Source organism: Microbulbifer sp. MI-G (genome assembly GCF_030440425.1).
In the GTDB taxonomy this organism is placed as follows: Bacteria; Pseudomonadota; Gammaproteobacteria; order Pseudomonadales; family Cellvibrionaceae; genus Microbulbifer; species Microbulbifer spongiae.
On sequence record NZ_CP098023.1, the window covers coordinates 3,323,784 to 3,341,041 of the forward strand.

Below are 17,258 nucleotides of genomic sequence, written 5' to 3' on the forward strand. Positions count from 1 at the left end.
TGGAAAGGTCTAGCGTGAGACTCTGGCAATCCCTCACCGGCATCGCCGCTCTCATTTTCTGCGGCACCAGCCTCGCCTTTACTGTGCAGCTGTGGATCGCTATACCCAGCACTATCGGCAGCCAGGTAGTGGCCGGCCTTACCGCCGTTGCCCTGGAGCTGTGCAAGTTCTCTTTCGCGCCTCTGGGGCTTTGGTTGCGTTCCCAGGGACAGCTCAGTGGCCATGTACTCCTCGCGCTATGGCCATTACTGGTGGTGATCAGTATTGTCGCCACCGTTGGATTTCTCGCCACACACAATGAAGAACAGCAGCAGCGCAGTACCCAGGGCAGCCTCGAATACCAAGCGCTTGAACAGCAGCTCAACAGTATTAAAGAGCAGATCAACAGCCTCAACGGACTGATCGCCACAGACGCAGCCAACGGCTATCGCCAGCGGGCCATTGATACCACCGCCCAGTTGCGCGCCCTGGAAGCTCAGCGCAGCCAATTGATTGAAAGCCTATCCACAGCCCAACCAGACGCCAGCACTCACAGTGCATTTAACAGCCTGGCCAGCACGCTCAATGTGGATCCCATGCGATTACAGCACGCCGGATTCCTCGCCCTGGCAATCATCACAGATGTAGTAGGGCTGGTGGCGTTACTAGCGTTTAACGCTGCCTCAACGGTTTGTAAACGTTTAGCTAAACGGTCTAAACGGTTTTCAACGGATGCTAAACAGTCGCCAACAGAGCCTAAACAGTTGCTAAATGACGCTAAACAGCTGCCAACAGTCGATAAACGGTTTTCAACGGAAACTCAAGAATCTTTAACGGTTAGTAAACAGTCAGCTAAACGGCCTAAACGGTTTTCAACGCCAGTTAAACAGTTGTCAACGGAGCCTAAACGGTTTGTAAACGCTGGTCTCAGCCAGGAACAGATCGAGCTGGCCAACCGTATTTGCGCCGGCGAATTCGGCACCCGACCCGTGTTACGCAACATCATCAAGAGCATTCGCGGTGGATACCCAGCCGCCAAACCCGTTTTCGATGCCTTGGAACAGGCGGGGAAAATAACACGCAACAGCAAAGGCTTTGCCTTGGTAAACCATGGGGGGCTATCCAATGGGTAAGCTGGTTAGAGGTACAACCTGGGCCAAGGAACAGTTCGAGAAAGGCTCTCGCCCCGGTAGAGACAAGATTATTGAATGGATCACCGCCGAACATATACCCGGCCAGATCATCGCCGGGGAACCCTATGTGGACGCCGACAGGTTCGCCATTCGGGACCATACAGGACAAACCCCTGTGAAACTTAGTGCCAACGACAACAGGCCAAGAACCGGTATTGACCTGTTGGTAGGCTGACAGCACTCCACATTAGTGAACAAAGGATATGGCCAGACCCAGAAAGCCCCGTATGATGGGGGACATCCCTCTACCGGACAACCTCTATCCGGACCCACGCCAGCGCGAGAATTACTGGCGCTACCGCCGCCCGGATGGTTCTAACAAAATTTTCTCGGCATCACTTGAGGATGCCGTGCGTATGGCTGAGCAGGCCAATATCCATCGCGAAGAGAACCTAAACCGCAAGCTGGCTAAGGTGCCAGATAGAGCAAGCTTCGTTCACCATGCCGCACGCTACATAGACTGGCGTGAGCAGAATGATCCGCGACTACCCAGCAAGGCCAGCTGGCGAAATCGCTGTAACGCCCTTAAACGGTTTAGTAAGGATTTCGAAGCAATCCCGATACACAAAGCTATGCTTTCTGATTTACGGAAATGGTGGGAGTCTCTTACTTATCACCAGCAGCACTCACGTCGCGCTGAGTTTAATAAATTTTTTAATTACCTAATGGCAGAGGGATTGTGCAAAATTGAGAGCAATCCATTTACCATTGCAGATGATCGTCCTCGCCTGCTAAAAAAAGGCAAGCCTACAAAAAAGCGGCAACGCCTCACCTTGGAAGCCTACTGGACCATCTATGAAAAAGCTGGCGAGCTTGGCTATGAGGCACTTAAGATCGCCATGGGTATCAGCATGCTAACCACCATGCGGCGTGCCGATATCTGCGAGCTACGATTTGATAAGCACCTGCAGGGCGACCACCTGCGCAAGACCATCAATAAATCCGAAGCGCAGAGAGACAGCATCGCCGCTAGCCATTTAAGTTTTAACCTCAAAATACATCAGCAGCTTGGTAAGCTGATCAGCCGCGCGAGGGGTCTTGGTCTGAAAAATTACCGATGTCCCTATCTGCTGAGCCACATACCAAAACAACGTCGCACAGGGAAGACCAAAGAACATGTTTGCCAGATAAGCCCCGACCGATTGAGCGATATGTTTACTGAAGTCCGCAACACTACTGGTCTATATATCGGTTTACCCAAAAACCAAACACCACCCAGCTTCCACGAAGTGCGCAGCCTAGCTTCTGACCGATTTAAGCGAATGGGGTATGATGTAAAGTCAGTGCAGCAATTGATGGCCCACACCGATGAACGTGTCACGCAGGCTTATCAAGCGGGACATGGGATAGATTATAAAGAGGTGGAGATCTATCTAAATGAAGAAATTATTGGTGGAAAATTCTAAAACGCTAGAAAACAAATAATGAGGTTAGAGCCTTTACCAAACCAAGAAAGAGCAAACCTGCATCCTTAAGGCTATCTAACCATAACATACTTGAAACATATTGATACACACTCATCCATGGCAAATACCAAAAAAATATCAGAAGAACAACAATAACCAACAATACAGAGATTCGATTAAATTTAACCAAATTTTTCTTCTGAAATTTATACCTTTCATCTAGATCTTTCTTTATTCCATAAATATTATCATATTGATCAGAAAATTGATATTTAAGGCGTCGCATATGACTACTATACTCTCCCTTTATTGCTGCTAGGGTATGGCGCTGATTTACTAATAACATCCGCATCATGTATGAGTAGGCAGCCACAGAGAAAAGTAGAAGAAAATTTATTAAAAAAGTGGGAATGCTAGAAACGACAGGTGACATTTTGAATGCCACAACTGCGAGAGACACAGGAACTCCTAACATTCTAAGTTGCGTCGCTGAAAATACTTCATCGATCTTTACAAGATACTCCCTCTTCTTTTCTTCATATTCAACACGCACTTCATCAAAAGAAAATTCCGATACAAAATATTGATAATTTTCGACAAATCTCTTAGAAAACTCCCCAAAGTTAGAAATTAAATATTTCAGCTTTTTTTCATCGGGAATATCTGAGAGCATACCAATTAAAATCTCCTTCAAGATACTTTTTTTCTGCTCAATATGCTCCTCTCCTTCAAAAAAACCTAAAATTACTGATAAACCATCAATAGAATCAATTAAAGATTCAGAGTCGTACTTCAAAGAAAGGTCAAAACGACTTTTATGGAGAAACACTAACTTCTCTATTACATTTGAAAAGCCATATTGATAGTCTGAGACATCCTTCAACATGACTAGCAACTTGATTAAGTCAAAGTAATGTTGAATTTTATCTGGAATATCACTACAAGGATAGAAAAAACTAGAATCTATCAAATAAAATCGATCAGGGCGAGATAGCTTATTTGATGGCACAGAAATCAACTCATCTATTGAGTCATAAAATTCAATATATCTATGCACAGAAGATTTAACTATTCCAATAACAACCTCTTTACCTATATCATTCTCATTGATTTCTTCAATATCTCTACACTCAGAATCAATTTTTACCAGACCGTCTATAAGTTCCTTTCCAATCAACTCAGGCAATATCGACAATAAGGGCGCATCCAGAGTTGCCGATCCAAGTAGGCACTCATCCTTACGCCCAGTAATGTTCACACTACTAACTAGCGAGACAAGACTCTCAGCGTTATCCATATCTCATAGGTTCTTCTTTATTTCTTTTTTAGCAGCCTCCGAAAGCTCCCTAATCAGAAGTGAACCCTCATTTTCATCAAATTGTATTTTTTCTCGATGAAGAAGCTCACTATCAAAAGTTAACCTCATCCCATCACCAATAATTGAAACTCGTCTGAGTCGAATCAGAGAAGGGGCATCAAGATTTAACTCATTGCTAAGCTGGTATTCCTCTTTTTTCGTTATTGCTAAGAATCTTTGAGGGTTCTCTCCATCAAGATATGCAGAAAACTGATCAATCCAAAGAGGTTTTCCTTCATCTAGCTGACGAGAGCAATAGTTAAGCGCTCTCTGCTTTGTGGCTTCGATTTCTGATGCACTCATATTCACTTCTTGACAATACTCATGAATTGCTTGAATCAATGCTCTTGTGTCTTTACGTGCATGAGTGTATGCAGCACATCCAATAAAATTTGTGAAGTATTCAGTCAAGTCCTTTGCAGATCCACTTTTCTTAAAAGAAATATATTTTTCACTTTTCTTGTCAATCCAATCAGTCAAATTTATTTGAGCAGCCATGTGGAGCTTATCCAAATCAAGTCTTTCAATCTGACTAAGGGAAAGCGATGCATCCAAAGTTATACCAGCAGTTTTCCTTAGCATTATCACGCTTAAATATGCCTTTCCTGCCAATCTATAATGATAGAAAAGTAAATACCCGCCTTTAGATCCAACAGCATTCTCCAACTCATCAGCTAGGTAGTAAGCTGAATTCCGCGTAAAATCAATAAAATTTGAAAATTGACCATTTTGAAAATTGGCTTGAAGCGCCTCAACAAACCGAGGCATCGGAGCACCCTCCTCTACTTCCTCAAAACCACCGTTCATAAGGCCAGTCTTATTGAAAAGAGTTTCCAGGGAAGAGGACAGCTCCTTAGTGAGCTCATTAACAGGGTTTTCTTTTTTGCGCGGATTGACTACCGATAATTCATCAGTGGCTTCCTTGCGAACTTCATGCACAATAATGTTGACAATTTCCATATCTTGCCTTCCCTTTCCAATCAATAACCGTCGTTTATTTTGTTAGTAATTTATCGCTTGCGCAACGATAAGCATCAAATGATAACCGCTTTCTCATAAGACGACAGCTAAAATAGCTCAACAAGACTGGCCGACTAGGAACTACATTCCAGGGTCAGCCTTTTAGAAGCTCTGGAGTATGATTAAGGGGTAAGGGGTAGGATGCTGAAAGGAAAAAAGGCCCCTCAGAGCCTTTTTTTCAACCTGTGAGTTTTTGTGCAGGTTTTTGTGCAGTTTTTGTGCACCTTGCAGAAGTCAATCGCTCTTCCTCTGCAACCTCTTGATATACAGAGGATATTTGGTGGAGCTAAGCGGGATCGAACCGCTGACCTCAACACTGCCAGTGTTGCGCTCTCCCAGCTGAGCTATAGCCCCAAATGTTCTGCATTTTCTCCGAAAACGGGGCGCATTCTAACAAGGTTTGGACACCTGTCAACAGGAAAAAGCACTTTTAATCAGAGAGTTAGCAACCAACCCCCTGCGCTGAAGCCAGGAGTCCGCACATGGACTCATGCCAGTACGGCGTACTCTTTCTCCCAGCGTTTTAGCACTTTTTTCCCCGCCCCGCCCAGGGTGCCAATTGCCTGGCGCAACCGGGCGCGGCTGAGCTCTGGGCCCAGCAGTACCATCGCATCCATCACAGAAAAAGAGGTAGTGGTACCACTGATTGCCACAAACAGGGGGGCATTGAAGTCTTTGAGCTTGATACCCATGGATGCAGCCAGCCCTTTTACTGCCTGAAAAATGCTGTCGCGGTCCCATGCGCGCAACGCTTCCAGACGCCATAAGGCAAATTGCAGTAGCCGCTTTTGCTCATCCAGCGCCAGCCTGTTGCCGGTGAAACTTTCCTCTGTCAGATCGAGCTTTCCCGAGGCAAGAAAGCTGACTAGTGGTGCAAAGTCGCCAAAAGTCTCCATGCGCTCCCTGGCAAAAGGCAGGACCTTGAGCAGGTTTTCCCGATTGAACAGCCAGTCAGTCAAGCGATCTGCGAGCAATTCGTCCCCCAGTTCACGGATCCACAAGCCATTTAACCAGGACAGCTTCTCTACATCGAAAACCGGGCCACCAAGGGAAACCCTCTGAATGTCGAAGTGCTCAAGCATATCCTCAAGGGCGAACTTTTCCCGCTCATCCGGCATGGACCAGCCCATACGGGCAAGATAGTTCAACAGAGCCTCTGGCATAAAGCCGGCGCGCTGGTAATAGAGGATAGAGGTTGGGTTCTTGCGCTTCGAGAGCTTGGTTTTGTCCGGGTTTCGCAATAGTGGCAGATGGCAGAGTACCGGCATCTCCCAGCCCAGATATTCATATAGCAGTTTGTGCTTGGGTGCAGAACTGATCCACTCCTCACCTCGCAGCACATGCGTAATCTCCATCAGGTGATCATCCACCACATTGGCCAGGTGGTAAGTGGGCATACCATCGGATTTGAGCAAAATTTGTGCATCAACCTGGGCCCAGTCTATCTCTATGGGCCCCCGCAACAGATCCTCTATCACACAGGTACCACTCTCCGGCACCTGTAAACGCACCACAAAAGGCATTCCGCCGGCACGGCGCTTTTCCACTTCTTCCAGCGGCAGTGCCAAATCACCGGGCTTGAGTGCTATGCGCCCGGATTCCCGCAGTGCTTCGCGGAGCTGTTCCAGTTCCTGTGCAGTTCGGTAACAGTGGAACGCATGACCTCTTTCCACCAGTTCATCGCAATAGGCCCTGTAGATATCACCGCGTTCACTCTGGCGATAGGGGCCATGGGGGCCGCCCACATCTGGCCCTTCCTGCCAGTCCAGCCCCAACCAGCGCAGACTATCGAGAATCACTTTTTCTGACTCCGGGGTACTGCGTTGCCGATCGGTATCTTCTATACGCAAAATAAACTGGCCGCCCTGTGCCTGGGCAAAACACTGGTTGAACAAGGCGATATAGGCTGTACCAACATGGGGATCGCCTGTGGGGGAGGGTGCTATTCGGGTTCTTACACTCATGGAAAACCTGATTCAAGCTAAAATTAGAGACTGTTAAAAATGCGCGATTATAGCGCTGGCCAGCCTTGGGGCACAGGCAGGGGAAGTAAAAAGTCCTTCACGCCACAGGGCAATGAGGGCATTAGAACTCGGCAATTCGTGTTACCGATAAACGTATCTTCACCGTGGCACAGAGGATGTAGCCCGTTGAGCCTAAGAATCCAAGTTTCGCAAAAATTACTTTGACCAGCATCTATCCATACATTGGGCCAACTACCTGACAAGCCAAACCCTGTGAAAACATGTCGTTTATTCACTGAATGCTTCCTTGTCAGCATTTCGGCAGCCCACGTCTCTCTCAAGGGTTATAGGACTGGTTGATGCCATCCTTTCCAGCCCGTTTGCAACAAGGTCCACAGCGTCTACTTTTCCTGTAAGGCTCGACTGTAGACCGGGGCCAAATCGCCTGTGTAGTGCTGAATAACGACGTGCCCCAGCTCTGCCAGTATATAGTATCTGCGTCCTGGAGCTGATTTACATGCCAATTACCGATCAGGACAACAACCTCTTTCCATTGGATAAAGTCACCTCCGTCCTTGAGGCAGCTCAGTACCAGGGGGCCTATGCCGTTCGGCACAATATCTGCTTCAGCCGCAGTGATACCCACCGGTATTACCGCAACGAACAGCCGTGCGACAGGCATTCGCGCTTTTCCTTCAAGCTGAAGGGCTCCCAGCCCCCAGTGCTGTTGCTGGATAGTTTTCATCTTATCGGCTTCGCTTCCAACGCAGCTGAGGTGAAACTACAGGACTGGAAGTGCAGTCGCCACATGCCCAATGTCCCGGCTAGCCAGAACTTTTACAGCTTACCCACCGCCCTGTCTATGGGGTGGTACAGGATGGTATTGCAGGTTACCAGCCTATCCCGCCGCCTGTCGGTGGATATTGAGACACTCGCCCAAGAGCACCTCCTGGCCCGGCACTGCTATATCAGGCACAAGAAATCACCACCAGAACCATTGCAACGGGTCTTCTTCCGGATCACAGCTGAGCCCCGGCAGACACAAAAGGGCATGCCATTCCCTGTCTTCAGGGAGCCTGCTGCAATTTATGTGCTTGCGGGAAATAGCTAATGTCTACGGATTTTGACGTTCTGGTGGTTGGCGCAGGTATCCTAGGTGCAGGTACAGCCGAAGCATTGTCCCAGGCCCATTACTCTGTCGTTATACTGGAACAACTCGGCATTGCTGCGGCCACATCCTCACGCTCATCCAAACTGATCCACGGCGGATTGCGATACCTGGAGACCGGCCAATTCCGCCTGGTATACGAGTGTTTACGTGAGAGGAGTTGGCTATTACAAAATAAACCCCAGTTGGTGCGTATGGTGCCCTTTTATATACCTGTCTACCGACATAGTAAAAGGCCGCCTTGGATGGTCAGATTGGGACTCAGTCTCTATGCCCTGCTCTCCGGCGTGAATAGTGGCATTTCATTTTTCCGATCATTGCCAAAATCTGATTGGGACAGCCTGCCGGGACTTAAGCGGGAGGGGCTTCTCGCAGTATTTCGCTATTACGATGCTCAAACCGACGACGCCGCCCTGACTCGCGACGTGGTCGCATCAGCGGTCGCCAACGGCGCACAAATTATTTGTCCGGGCAGCTTGGTAGGCGCCGAAATCACCGAGGATGGTGTCCGCGTGGACTATGTGGCTGGCGGAAAACTCAATACACTGCGCGCCCGCGCCCTGGTCAATTGCAGTGGTCCCTGGGTGACCACCACCAACGCACGCTGCATCCCTTCACTGCCGCTGCCACCGATCGATTTGGTTGCCGGTACACACATTTTGTTGCCGTTATCCCTAGGGAACAAAATCTTTTATATAGAAGCGAGGGATGGGCGCGCGGTATTTGTTATGCCCTGGCAGGACAAAACGTTGGTGGGCACCACTGAGCGCCATTACCATGGCGACCCACGCGATGTAGCCCCCACTGCGGAAGAGGAGTCCTACCTGCTGCGCACGGTACAAAAGTACTTCAGTCAAACCCGCAGTTTGCAAGAAAAAGACATCTATGAGAGTTTTGCCGGTCTTCGAGTACTGCCGAGGGTTGCGAGAAGTCCCTTTTCCCGCTCACGGGAATCCATGATTTGTTGTGACAACAGCAGAAATCCACGCATCCTCGCAGTAGCAGGTGGCAAACTCACCAGCTATCGCGCCACCGCGCACAAACTGATCAAGAAACTTCAGCCCACCCTGCAGGATAGACACCATACACTTCGGGACCCTGCGCGCGCCATCAACCCTTCGGAGCGGGAACGCAGCCCCTAGAGGTTTCAGTATTGATCAAAATCCTGCCCTAAATATCACTCGCACTACAAAGCCGACACTTCAGTTTTCATCAACTTTGGCCATGTCATCCCTTGTCGCACCATCTCCTTAAGGGAGATAAATTAAAAGGCTCTGGCGGCCCGGCATGAAACCTGCAACTCCCGCAGTGCTCCGTTGGGTAAACGCTCAAGCCAACACTTTTTCCCATCAGTTAGGAGTTGGAATTTCACCGGCCTCTGCATTTCCCGGCCAGTGATCCGCATTTGACGGGAACTGCGCTCTATGAGTAAAAGACTGTCTTTGGTCAGTACATCTGGCCCAAGGGTAACCGATATACCACCTATCGCCGCAGAAACCAGTTCTTGCAGTTCTGCACGAATTTGTGGGTTAACTTCAATGAGTAAGGCAGGCTGAAGTACCAAAGCAGCTGGCTGAGATTCGCAACCGAAAGTTATAGTAGTGACAAGACATACCAGCAGCAACACAGATGCTTTCACCTTTACCGCACCATAATACGATTGCTGCGGGCAATATCTTTGGGCACACGAGCATACACCCCCGATAACCGTTCCCTGGCCGGAGAAGGTGAGAATGCATTTACAGGGATATCTCCACAGCTGCCTGTATCAATATAGTTTAGTGCCGCGGCAAAGCGGGCTTCATTTGTATCCCCGAGAAAATGTGTAAAATCATCGCCGAGTTGGCACCCAGGCAGATGTGCCTCGGTCTGGTGAGAACCACCTGGTACAAAGCCATCCGAATAATCACCAAATCCTTTGGCATTCACACCGGAAAACTGGATCGTGAAATAGGTGGTGCCACAGTTGTCCAACGGGTAAAATCCATACGGCTTTCCACAGGTAGTGTCACCAATTTGGACTACTTCGACATCAATTCCACGCAAGCCGTTAATGATTGCTTCACTGGCAGAACAGGTGCCCTCACCGGTAAGTACAAAAAGCCTCTGCAGGTTTAGGGATGGGAGTGTCATGCCGGACTGTACCGCACCAAATCCCCGGCTGGTATTATGGAAAGGCGTTGGCAGTAATTGCCGATTTGTAACTGGGTTGATATTGGGATGCTGGTCATTGAATCTGGACAACTCAAAAGTCCTGCCCGAAGTAGAATCACCGGCAACCATATAAGCCAGTTCACTGGCAATATCCAGATAGCCACCACCATTGTAGCGAAGATCCAGTACCAGATCTTCGACGCCTTCTCCCCTCAGATCGGACACTGCCCTGATTAACTCCCCTTCAGCAGTGGCAATATGATCATTAAAGAGCATATAACCCACTTTCCGTCCTGAATCTGTCTGTATAGACTTTACAGATTGTACAGGATCAGAAGTTACCACTTTCGCTGTGAGTGTCACGGTAACAGGATCGGTTGCACCAGGCGGCAGGAGTCTGAAGACATGCTGTTCTCCCGCCGAAGCAGGCCACATGCCTCTGTTTAGCGTATCAATATCGTCGCTATTGACCACATTGACACCATCCACACTCAGCAATTCTGTACCACGCATTATATAGTCGGGCAAGCCTTCGGCGCTTTCGGTATCCAGATAGGCAATCACTGCCCTACGGGGCGGCACAGCAGACAACAGCGCCCATTGGAAACCGTAACCAACAGAGATACCGGACTCTGTCAGGTCCAACCATTCCTCGGTGGGTAAGGTAAAGTGAAATCTGTCTTTCTCCTGACCGGAGGCCGTCAGTGCAAAAGTTTTAAGCTCAGCAAAATATTCCAGAGAATCATCAAACCCAGCAGGGTCTTGATCAGCAATTTCGTTATACCACAAGTAAAGTTCATTACTCATGGAGCGCAGCCAGTTGTTCTCATCCAGGCGGGTGCCCTGCACCTCCGTATAGCTCCCACCAGTGGTGGGGTCAATACCGCTGCGTGGAGAAACACACTTCCCCTTAAAGTCGGAAGCAGGCAGGAACTGCCCCTTTACCCAGTTGGAACTGCCCGGTACACCTCCTATGGGAATATCTAAACCACCAGCACTGTCTCCACCGCCGCTGCCACCACCACAACCGACAACACAAATAGCACAGAAAATAACCAGACATCGCAGGGCCAAACTATGCACAATGGTACTCATCATTCATCTCATTATTCTTTTTATTATATTCAACCCTAGGAAAACGGCCTCCCATTGAAAGAGAGTACCATAGCCAATTATTTTTTAAAAATTAAAACCTATTGATGTTACACACCTCCAAAGTTTCGTCATTGGCAGCACAAAACAAAGCACATAAAGTACAAAGCCAATAAAACAGGCAAGGATATTATAAAGCCCGATTCATAGTTCATTGACTTGCCTGGTCAAAAAACCCAAAAGGTGAAAACCCAGCTTTACTCCGGCTGGGATGGATATTTAATAACCAGAGCTATTTCCTACAATTACTCATTCATCTTCCCCAGCACTCCCTGCAGGCTGTCTTTTGCATCCCCAAACAGCATCCGGGTGTTTTCCTTGTAGAAGAGCGGGTTGGCTACGCCAGCATAACCGGAAGCCATAGAGCGCTTGAGCACCACCACCTTGTGCGCTTTCCACACCTCCAGCACTGGCATCCCAGCAATGGGAGAACCCGGTTTTTCGACCGCATCCGGGTTCACTGTATCATTAGCGCCAATGACCAGCACCAGATCCGTACTGGGAAAATCCGGGTTAATTTCATCCATTTCCAGCACGATGTCGTAGGGCACGTTGGCCTCTGCCAGGAGCACGTTCATATGACCGGGCAGACGGCCCGCTACGGGGTGGATACCAAAGCGCACTGTCTTTCCCATTTTACGCAGCCGATCAGTCAGGTCGCTGACAGCCTGTTGTGCGTGAGCAACGGCCATACCAAAACCGGGGACAATAATAATATTTTCAGCGGCCTTCAGATCGTCGGCCAGATCTTGTTGACTGGTCGCCACAACCTCGCCATCAACCTCATCATCGGCAACCACTCCGCCTTCTGAGCCGAAGCCTCCCAAAATGACGCTGATAAACGAGCGGTTCATGCCGCGACACATAATGTAACTGAGAATCGCACCGGATGAGCCGACCAGGGCACCTACAACAATCAGCAAGTCATTGCCCAGCATAAATCCAGTAGCTGCCGCTGCCCAGCCTGAGTAGCTGTTCAGCATGGAAATCACCACCGGCATATCGGCACCGCCAATCGCCGCCACCAGGTGAATGCCAAGCAGCAGTGCAATTGCAGTCATCAAAAGCAAATTGATCAGCGTGCCGGTGTTTACCTCCGCCGGTACAAACCCAACACCCAGCACTATACAGGCCAGAATCGCAGCCAGATTCAGCCAGTGCCGGGCCGGTAGTGTCAGTGGTTTGCCAGACACCAGCCCCTGCAGCTTGCAGAAGGCGACAAGGGAACCTGTGAGGGTAATTGCACCAATAAACACACCGAGATAGATCTCTGTGCTGTGTACCACATGGGCGGCTCCATGCAAAATCACTTGCGGATCGAGAAAACCACCCCAACCAATCAATACCGCGGCAAGGCCAACAAAACTGTGCAGCAAGGCCACCATCTGAGGCATCTGGGTCATGGCGACACGCCTTGCCAGGGAAAGCCCGATAGCCGCTCCCACCACCATCGCGACGGCCACCATCCACAGAGCCCCTGTGGCGATGCCGGCTATGGTAGCAATAATGGCAACAGCCATACCAACCATACCGTAGAGATTTCCCCTGCGTGCCGTTTCATGGCTGGACAAACCACCCAAGCTTAAAATGAACATCACCGCTGAAAAGAGGTAAGCCATTGCAATCATTCCGTTCATCACTCACGCCCCCTAGCGGCGAAACATTTTCAGCATACGGTGGGTTACAAAGAAGCCACCAAATATATTAATACTGGCAACCAGTACACCGACAAAAGCGAGCACCAACACCAGGACTGAGCCTGTTGCCCCCAGTTGCACCAGAGCCCCGACCACCACAATACCGGAAATCGCATTGGTAACACTCATCAAAGGGGTGTGTAATGCATGGGTTACATTCCAGATCACCTGCCATCCAACAAAAATGGCGAGAACAAAGACGGTAAAATGGGAGACAAATGCCGGTGGAGCCACCCGCCCAAGCCAAAGTAGCAACACCGCCGCTACGGCCCAAAATACAAAAATAGCCAGGGGCGATTTTTTCTTTTCAATTTTTTCCTCAACAGGACCTTTGACCAGCTCGGCCTCCCTGGCCGGTGTCTTGGGCTGGACTGAAATCTTTGGGGGGGGCGGGGGCCAGGTAACTTCCCCGGCCTTGACCACCGTTGCACCACGGATCACTTCATCGGCAAAGTCAATCTGGAGTTCACCATTTTTTCCCGGTGTCAACTCACTCAGCAGGTGGACAAGATTGGTGGCATACAATCTGGATGACTGACTCGCCGCACGACTGGGCAGATTGGTGTAGCCTATAATGGTTACGCCACTGTGCACTACTTTTTCATCGGGCACCGTGTAATCACAATTTCCGCCCATTTCCGCAGCCAGGTCTACCACAACCGATCCCTGTGCCATGCTATCGACCATATCGGCAAGCCAGAGCTTTGGGGCTGGCTTGCCAGGGATCAGTGCTGTCGTAATGACTATATCCACTTCTCTGGCCTGCTCGCGGAACAGGGTCATTTCCGCTTCAATAAACTCCTTGGACATCTCCTTGGCGTACCCACCAGTACCGGAACCCTCCTCCTCTATTTCCACAGTCAGGAATTCCGCTCCCATGGATTCCACTTGCTCACGCACCTCTAAACGGGTGTCGAAGGCGCGCACAATGGCACCCATACTCTTTGCAGTGCCAATCGCAGAGAGGCCGGCGACACCAGCACCAATCACCAGGACTTTTGCGGGGGGAATTTTTCCTGCAGCCGTAATCTGACCTGTAAAGAAACGGCCGAAATTATGTGCAGCTTCGATTACTGCGCGATAGCCGGCGATATTCGCCATGGAACTGAGCGCATCCATTTTCTGTGCGCGGGAGATCCTGGGTACAGACTCCACAGCCAGTGCATTGATCTTTCTATCGGCCAGTTTCTGCAGGAGTTCTGCATTTTGCGCCGGCTTGAGAAAAGCAATCACGGTGGCCCCTTCGGGGATCAGTGCCAGTTCCTCATCAGTGGGGGCCTGTACTTTGAGGACCACTCCTGCATCCGCCAGGCATGTCCTCAAATCATTGCGGATTTCCGCCCCGGCCTCAGCATAAGCCGTATCGGGAAAGCTGGCCATATCACCAGCCCCTTTTTCCATCGCAATGGAAAAACCCAAATCGCGCAAACGCTTTACGCTGTCGGGAGTTGCCGCTACGCGCGCTTCCCCCTCCGCGGTCTCCTTAGGTATGGCTATTATCACCGCTGTGCCCCTCTTGGTTTGTTCTCTAGATGTACTGCTGGGTCTTCTTCGGATTGCCCAATTTATAAACAGCAGGAGTGTAAACCGGTGGGCTGGAGATGAAAAGTGGTCTCTTCTAATAGCGGTAATTGGTGAAATTTATAAGTCTCTTTTAAAAAACCAGAGTAAAGACCCGCTCTACTAGACTCCATCAAAAGTAACACTTGCAACCAAGTCTGTTGGCTGGGCCAGTTAACACGAGCTTTAAACCCGGCCAGTCTGTGAATTTACCCAGTGCATAGCACACAGAACCCAGGCGCTGCCGATCATTAACCAGCCAGAAATCTTATGGCCTACCAACATCACGCTTCATTGCGCTGATAGCTAACCCAACAGCTTTTAAAAGCAATTGGATTATCGGGCACAGACCTCCAACCATCGTTGAGGAGCGCCCAGATTAAAACAAATTTCCCGGCAAAATCCGCATTGGACCCTGGTGGGGAAGACAAAGACTATAAATGGAGCCAATGCGCAGTTACGCAGTCCCACTGTTGTGAATACATCTAAATCCAAACGGTTTGATTGTACAATGTATTTCTATTATATAATGTCATTCAGTATAATCATGACTTTCTTCTAAGCCGCTAGTCAACGTAATTTATATACCGATGTTGCCTTTTCTATCGGCTCTTGATCCAAATTCCATTGACCAAGCATGCACTGCCCAGAATAACCCCTTGACACAAGCCATTTGAGCAGAAGAAAAACATTAGCTCAGTTATTGCCTATTATCACCACCCTATTTAATCACTTTTAATATTTACAGAGGCACCCTGATTGTGCAAGAAAAATAATAACCGCAAGTTGCCGCACCAAAAAACTGCAGTTGTCATTATTCTCACTACCTGGAACAGGAAAAATAAATTCATATTTACGGTGCAACTGTACGAAATCGCTTTTCTGTTGCGCCTCCAAGGAACAGTCACGCCAACTTTGTAATAATGGCATATTAATTGAATGGCAATAAATAGATGATCCAATGACCCAACCCGGATATATTACCTCGGTGGGGCGATTCCTCCACCGACATTAATTGGCAACAAAGCGCAACGACACCAATCTCTAGACTTCAATTGTAAACTTTGTATGCCTCGGGAATTTACAAACAAGGGAAATGTGCATGACAAGTGAGCCTTTCAACTTACTCTCATTCCGCGGCAAGATAAAAATACTTCACTTAACTTGGGTGGCTTTCTTTATCACGTTCTTTGCCTGGTTTAACCATGCCCCGCTCTTAATGGCCATTGCGAAAAGTCTGTCCCTGACCCCGGATCAGGTCAAAACACTTTTAATTCTCAATGTAGCCCTGACCATTCCTGCGCGTATCCTAGTCGGTATGTTCACAGACAAATATGGACCGCGACTTACGTATTCCCTGCTCCTGGCCATTGGCAGTGTGCCCTGCTTTATCTTCGCACTGGCAGACAACTTTATACAGGCAGCGATCGGCCGCTTTCTTCTGGGATTTATCGGTGCAGGTTTTGTGATTGGCATCCGCATGGTATCGGAGTGGTTTCCCGTGCGTCAGTTAGGCACTGCCGAGGGTATTTATGGCGGCTGGGGAAACTTTGGTTCCGCCGCCGCAGCCATATCCCTGCCAGCGATTGCCCTCATTGTTGGTGGTGACAATGGCTGGCGCTATGCCATTGGCCTTACAGGAATCATCGCACTGATTTACAGTGTCATTTACTACTTTTCAGTGACAGACACTCCCAAAGGCCTTGCCTATTTCAAACCAAAAAAAATCGGGGGCATGGAAATTACCAGCCGAGGGGATTTCATACTGCTGTTAATTGTGAAGGTTCCTATCTATGCAGCATTGGCATTACTCACCTGGAGATTGTCCAGCGGAATTGGCCTTTTCTCCAACACCACTGCCACAATAATTTACTGTGGTCTCGGTCTGCTCTATATGCTGGATACACACAAGACCTACAAGGTAAACCGCGAAGTCCTCAACAACCCGCCAGCGCCGATACACCGCTATAAATTCAAACAGGTAGTGGTTCTCAATCTGTTGTACTTTGCCACTTTTGGCTCAGAGCTTGCTGTGGTTTCCATGCTGCCCCTGTTCTTCTCAGAGACCTTTACCCTGGACCCGGTAAAAGCCGGCCTGCTCGGTTCGGCCTACGCTTTCATGAATCTGATGTCGCGTCCAGCGGGCGGACTGATCAGTGACCGCTGGGGGCGCAGGCCCACCTTACTGGTACTCACAGCGGGACTGGCTCTGGGATACTTCACCATGGCCCTTATCGATACCCAATGGCCGCTTTACCTGGCCGTTGCCGCTGCCATGGCCTGCTCTTTCTTCGTGCAAGCTGGCGAGGGGGCAGTGTTCGCAGTGGTCCCTTTGATTCAACGTCGCCTCACCGGCCAGATTGCGGGAATCACCGGCGCCTATGGCAATGTCGGTGCTGTATTTTATCTCACGGTACTGAGTTTGGTGTCCTATCAGGAATTCTTTCTGGTTATTGGCATTACGGCACTGCTTGGTTTTGCTGCCGTATTATTGTTGGAAGAGCCCGAGGGGCAAATAGCGGAGACACTCCCAGATGGCAGTGTATCAATGATCAATGTTGCCTAAAAGGCCATTCGTATATCAATCCTTGGCGTTACCGCCCCACCC

13 protein-coding genes and 1 tRNA gene are annotated in these 17,258 nt (G+C 49.2%); 6 read left to right on the top strand and 8 right to left on the bottom strand.

Annotation, left to right across the window (positions count from 1 at the left end; translation table 11 throughout):
* Positions 1–14 precede the first annotated feature (14 nt).
* From M8T91_RS13910 to M8T91_RS13920, 3 genes are read left to right on the top strand one after another with little or no spacing between them, the layout of a single operon-like run.
* Positions 15–1,112 (top strand): hypothetical protein, encoded by a 1,098-nt coding sequence (locus tag M8T91_RS13910; protein ID WP_301414763.1) that lies wholly within the window; start codon positions 15–17, stop codon positions 1,110–1,112.
* The gene (locus tag M8T91_RS13915; protein ID WP_301414764.1) at positions 1,105–1,347 is read left to right on the top strand and encodes a hypothetical protein; all 243 of its coding nucleotides are present in this window, start codon (positions 1,105–1,107) and stop codon (positions 1,345–1,347) included. Before M8T91_RS13910 ends, M8T91_RS13915 begins: the two co-directional genes overlap by 8 nt.
* Positions 1,348–1,399: 52 nt before the next feature.
* Positions 1,400–2,578 (top strand): tyrosine-type recombinase/integrase, encoded by a 1,179-nt coding sequence (locus M8T91_RS13920; RefSeq protein WP_301414765.1) that lies wholly within the window; start codon positions 1,400–1,402, stop codon positions 2,576–2,578.
* A gap of 4 nt (positions 2,579–2,582) precedes the next feature.
* Here M8T91_RS13920 and M8T91_RS13925 read toward each other — a convergent pair whose 3' ends face one another.
* The 4 genes from M8T91_RS13925 to gltX all read right to left on the bottom strand — a co-directional run bounded on the left by M8T91_RS13925 (position 2,583) and on the right by gltX (position 6,919).
* Positions 2,583–3,875 carry a hypothetical protein gene (locus M8T91_RS13925; protein WP_301414766.1) on the bottom strand — a complete coding sequence of 431 codons (1,293 nt, stop codon included), beginning with the start codon at positions 3,873–3,875 and terminating at the stop codon, positions 2,583–2,585.
* Positions 3,876–3,878: 3 nt separating this feature from the next.
* Positions 3,879–4,895 (bottom strand): nucleoid-associated protein, encoded by a 1,017-nt coding sequence (locus tag M8T91_RS13930; RefSeq protein ID WP_301414767.1) that lies wholly within the window; start codon positions 4,893–4,895, stop codon positions 3,879–3,881.
* A gap of 338 nt (positions 4,896–5,233) precedes the next feature.
* Positions 5,234–5,309 (bottom strand) — tRNA-Ala (locus tag M8T91_RS13935).
* 134 nt (positions 5,310–5,443) lie between these two features.
* A complete protein-coding gene (gene gltX / locus M8T91_RS13940; RefSeq protein ID WP_301414768.1) occupies positions 5,444–6,919 on the bottom strand; it encodes a glutamate--tRNA ligase in 1,476 nt (491 codons plus the stop codon).
* Between the two features lie 517 nt (positions 6,920–7,436).
* Here gltX and M8T91_RS13945 point away from each other — a divergent pair.
* Together M8T91_RS13945 and M8T91_RS13950 are read left to right on the top strand one after the other, a co-directional pair.
* Positions 7,437–8,030, top strand: coding sequence for a hypothetical protein (locus tag M8T91_RS13945; protein ID WP_301414769.1), 594 nt, complete (start codon positions 7,437–7,439; stop codon positions 8,028–8,030).
* On the top strand, positions 8,030–9,229 hold the full coding sequence (locus M8T91_RS13950) for a glycerol-3-phosphate dehydrogenase/oxidase (protein ID WP_301414770.1): 1,200 nt from the start codon (positions 8,030–8,032) through the stop codon (positions 9,227–9,229). Before M8T91_RS13945 ends, M8T91_RS13950 begins: the two co-directional genes overlap by 1 nt.
* Before the next feature lie 122 nt (positions 9,230–9,351).
* Here the strand turns inward: M8T91_RS13950 and M8T91_RS13955 are convergent, their stop codons facing one another.
* The 4 genes from M8T91_RS13955 to M8T91_RS13970 form a co-directional block, all read right to left on the bottom strand.
* Positions 9,352–9,726, bottom strand: coding sequence for a hypothetical protein (locus M8T91_RS13955; RefSeq protein WP_301414771.1), 375 nt, complete (start codon positions 9,724–9,726; stop codon positions 9,352–9,354).
* A 2-nt stretch (positions 9,727–9,728) separates the two neighbouring features.
* The gene (locus tag M8T91_RS13960) at positions 9,729–11,339 is read right to left on the bottom strand and encodes a S41 family peptidase (protein WP_301414772.1); all 1,611 of its coding nucleotides are present in this window, start codon (positions 11,337–11,339) and stop codon (positions 9,729–9,731) included.
* 299 nt (positions 11,340–11,638) lie between these two features.
* Complete coding sequence (pntB, locus tag M8T91_RS13965) at positions 11,639–13,030, bottom strand: Re/Si-specific NAD(P)(+) transhydrogenase subunit beta (protein WP_367317723.1); 1,392 nt, start codon at positions 13,028–13,030, stop codon at positions 11,639–11,641.
* Between the two features lie 12 nt (positions 13,031–13,042).
* Entirely contained in the window at positions 13,043–14,593 is a 1,551-nt protein-coding gene (locus tag M8T91_RS13970) for a Re/Si-specific NAD(P)(+) transhydrogenase subunit alpha (protein WP_301414774.1), read from the bottom strand.
* Positions 14,594–15,752: 1,159 nt separating this feature from the next.
* Between M8T91_RS13970 and M8T91_RS13975 the strand changes: the two genes are divergently transcribed.
* The gene (locus M8T91_RS13975) at positions 15,753–17,216 is read left to right on the top strand and encodes a NarK family nitrate/nitrite MFS transporter (RefSeq protein ID WP_301414775.1); all 1,464 of its coding nucleotides are present in this window, start codon (positions 15,753–15,755) and stop codon (positions 17,214–17,216) included.
* The last annotated feature ends 42 nt before the right edge of the window (positions 17,217–17,258 follow it).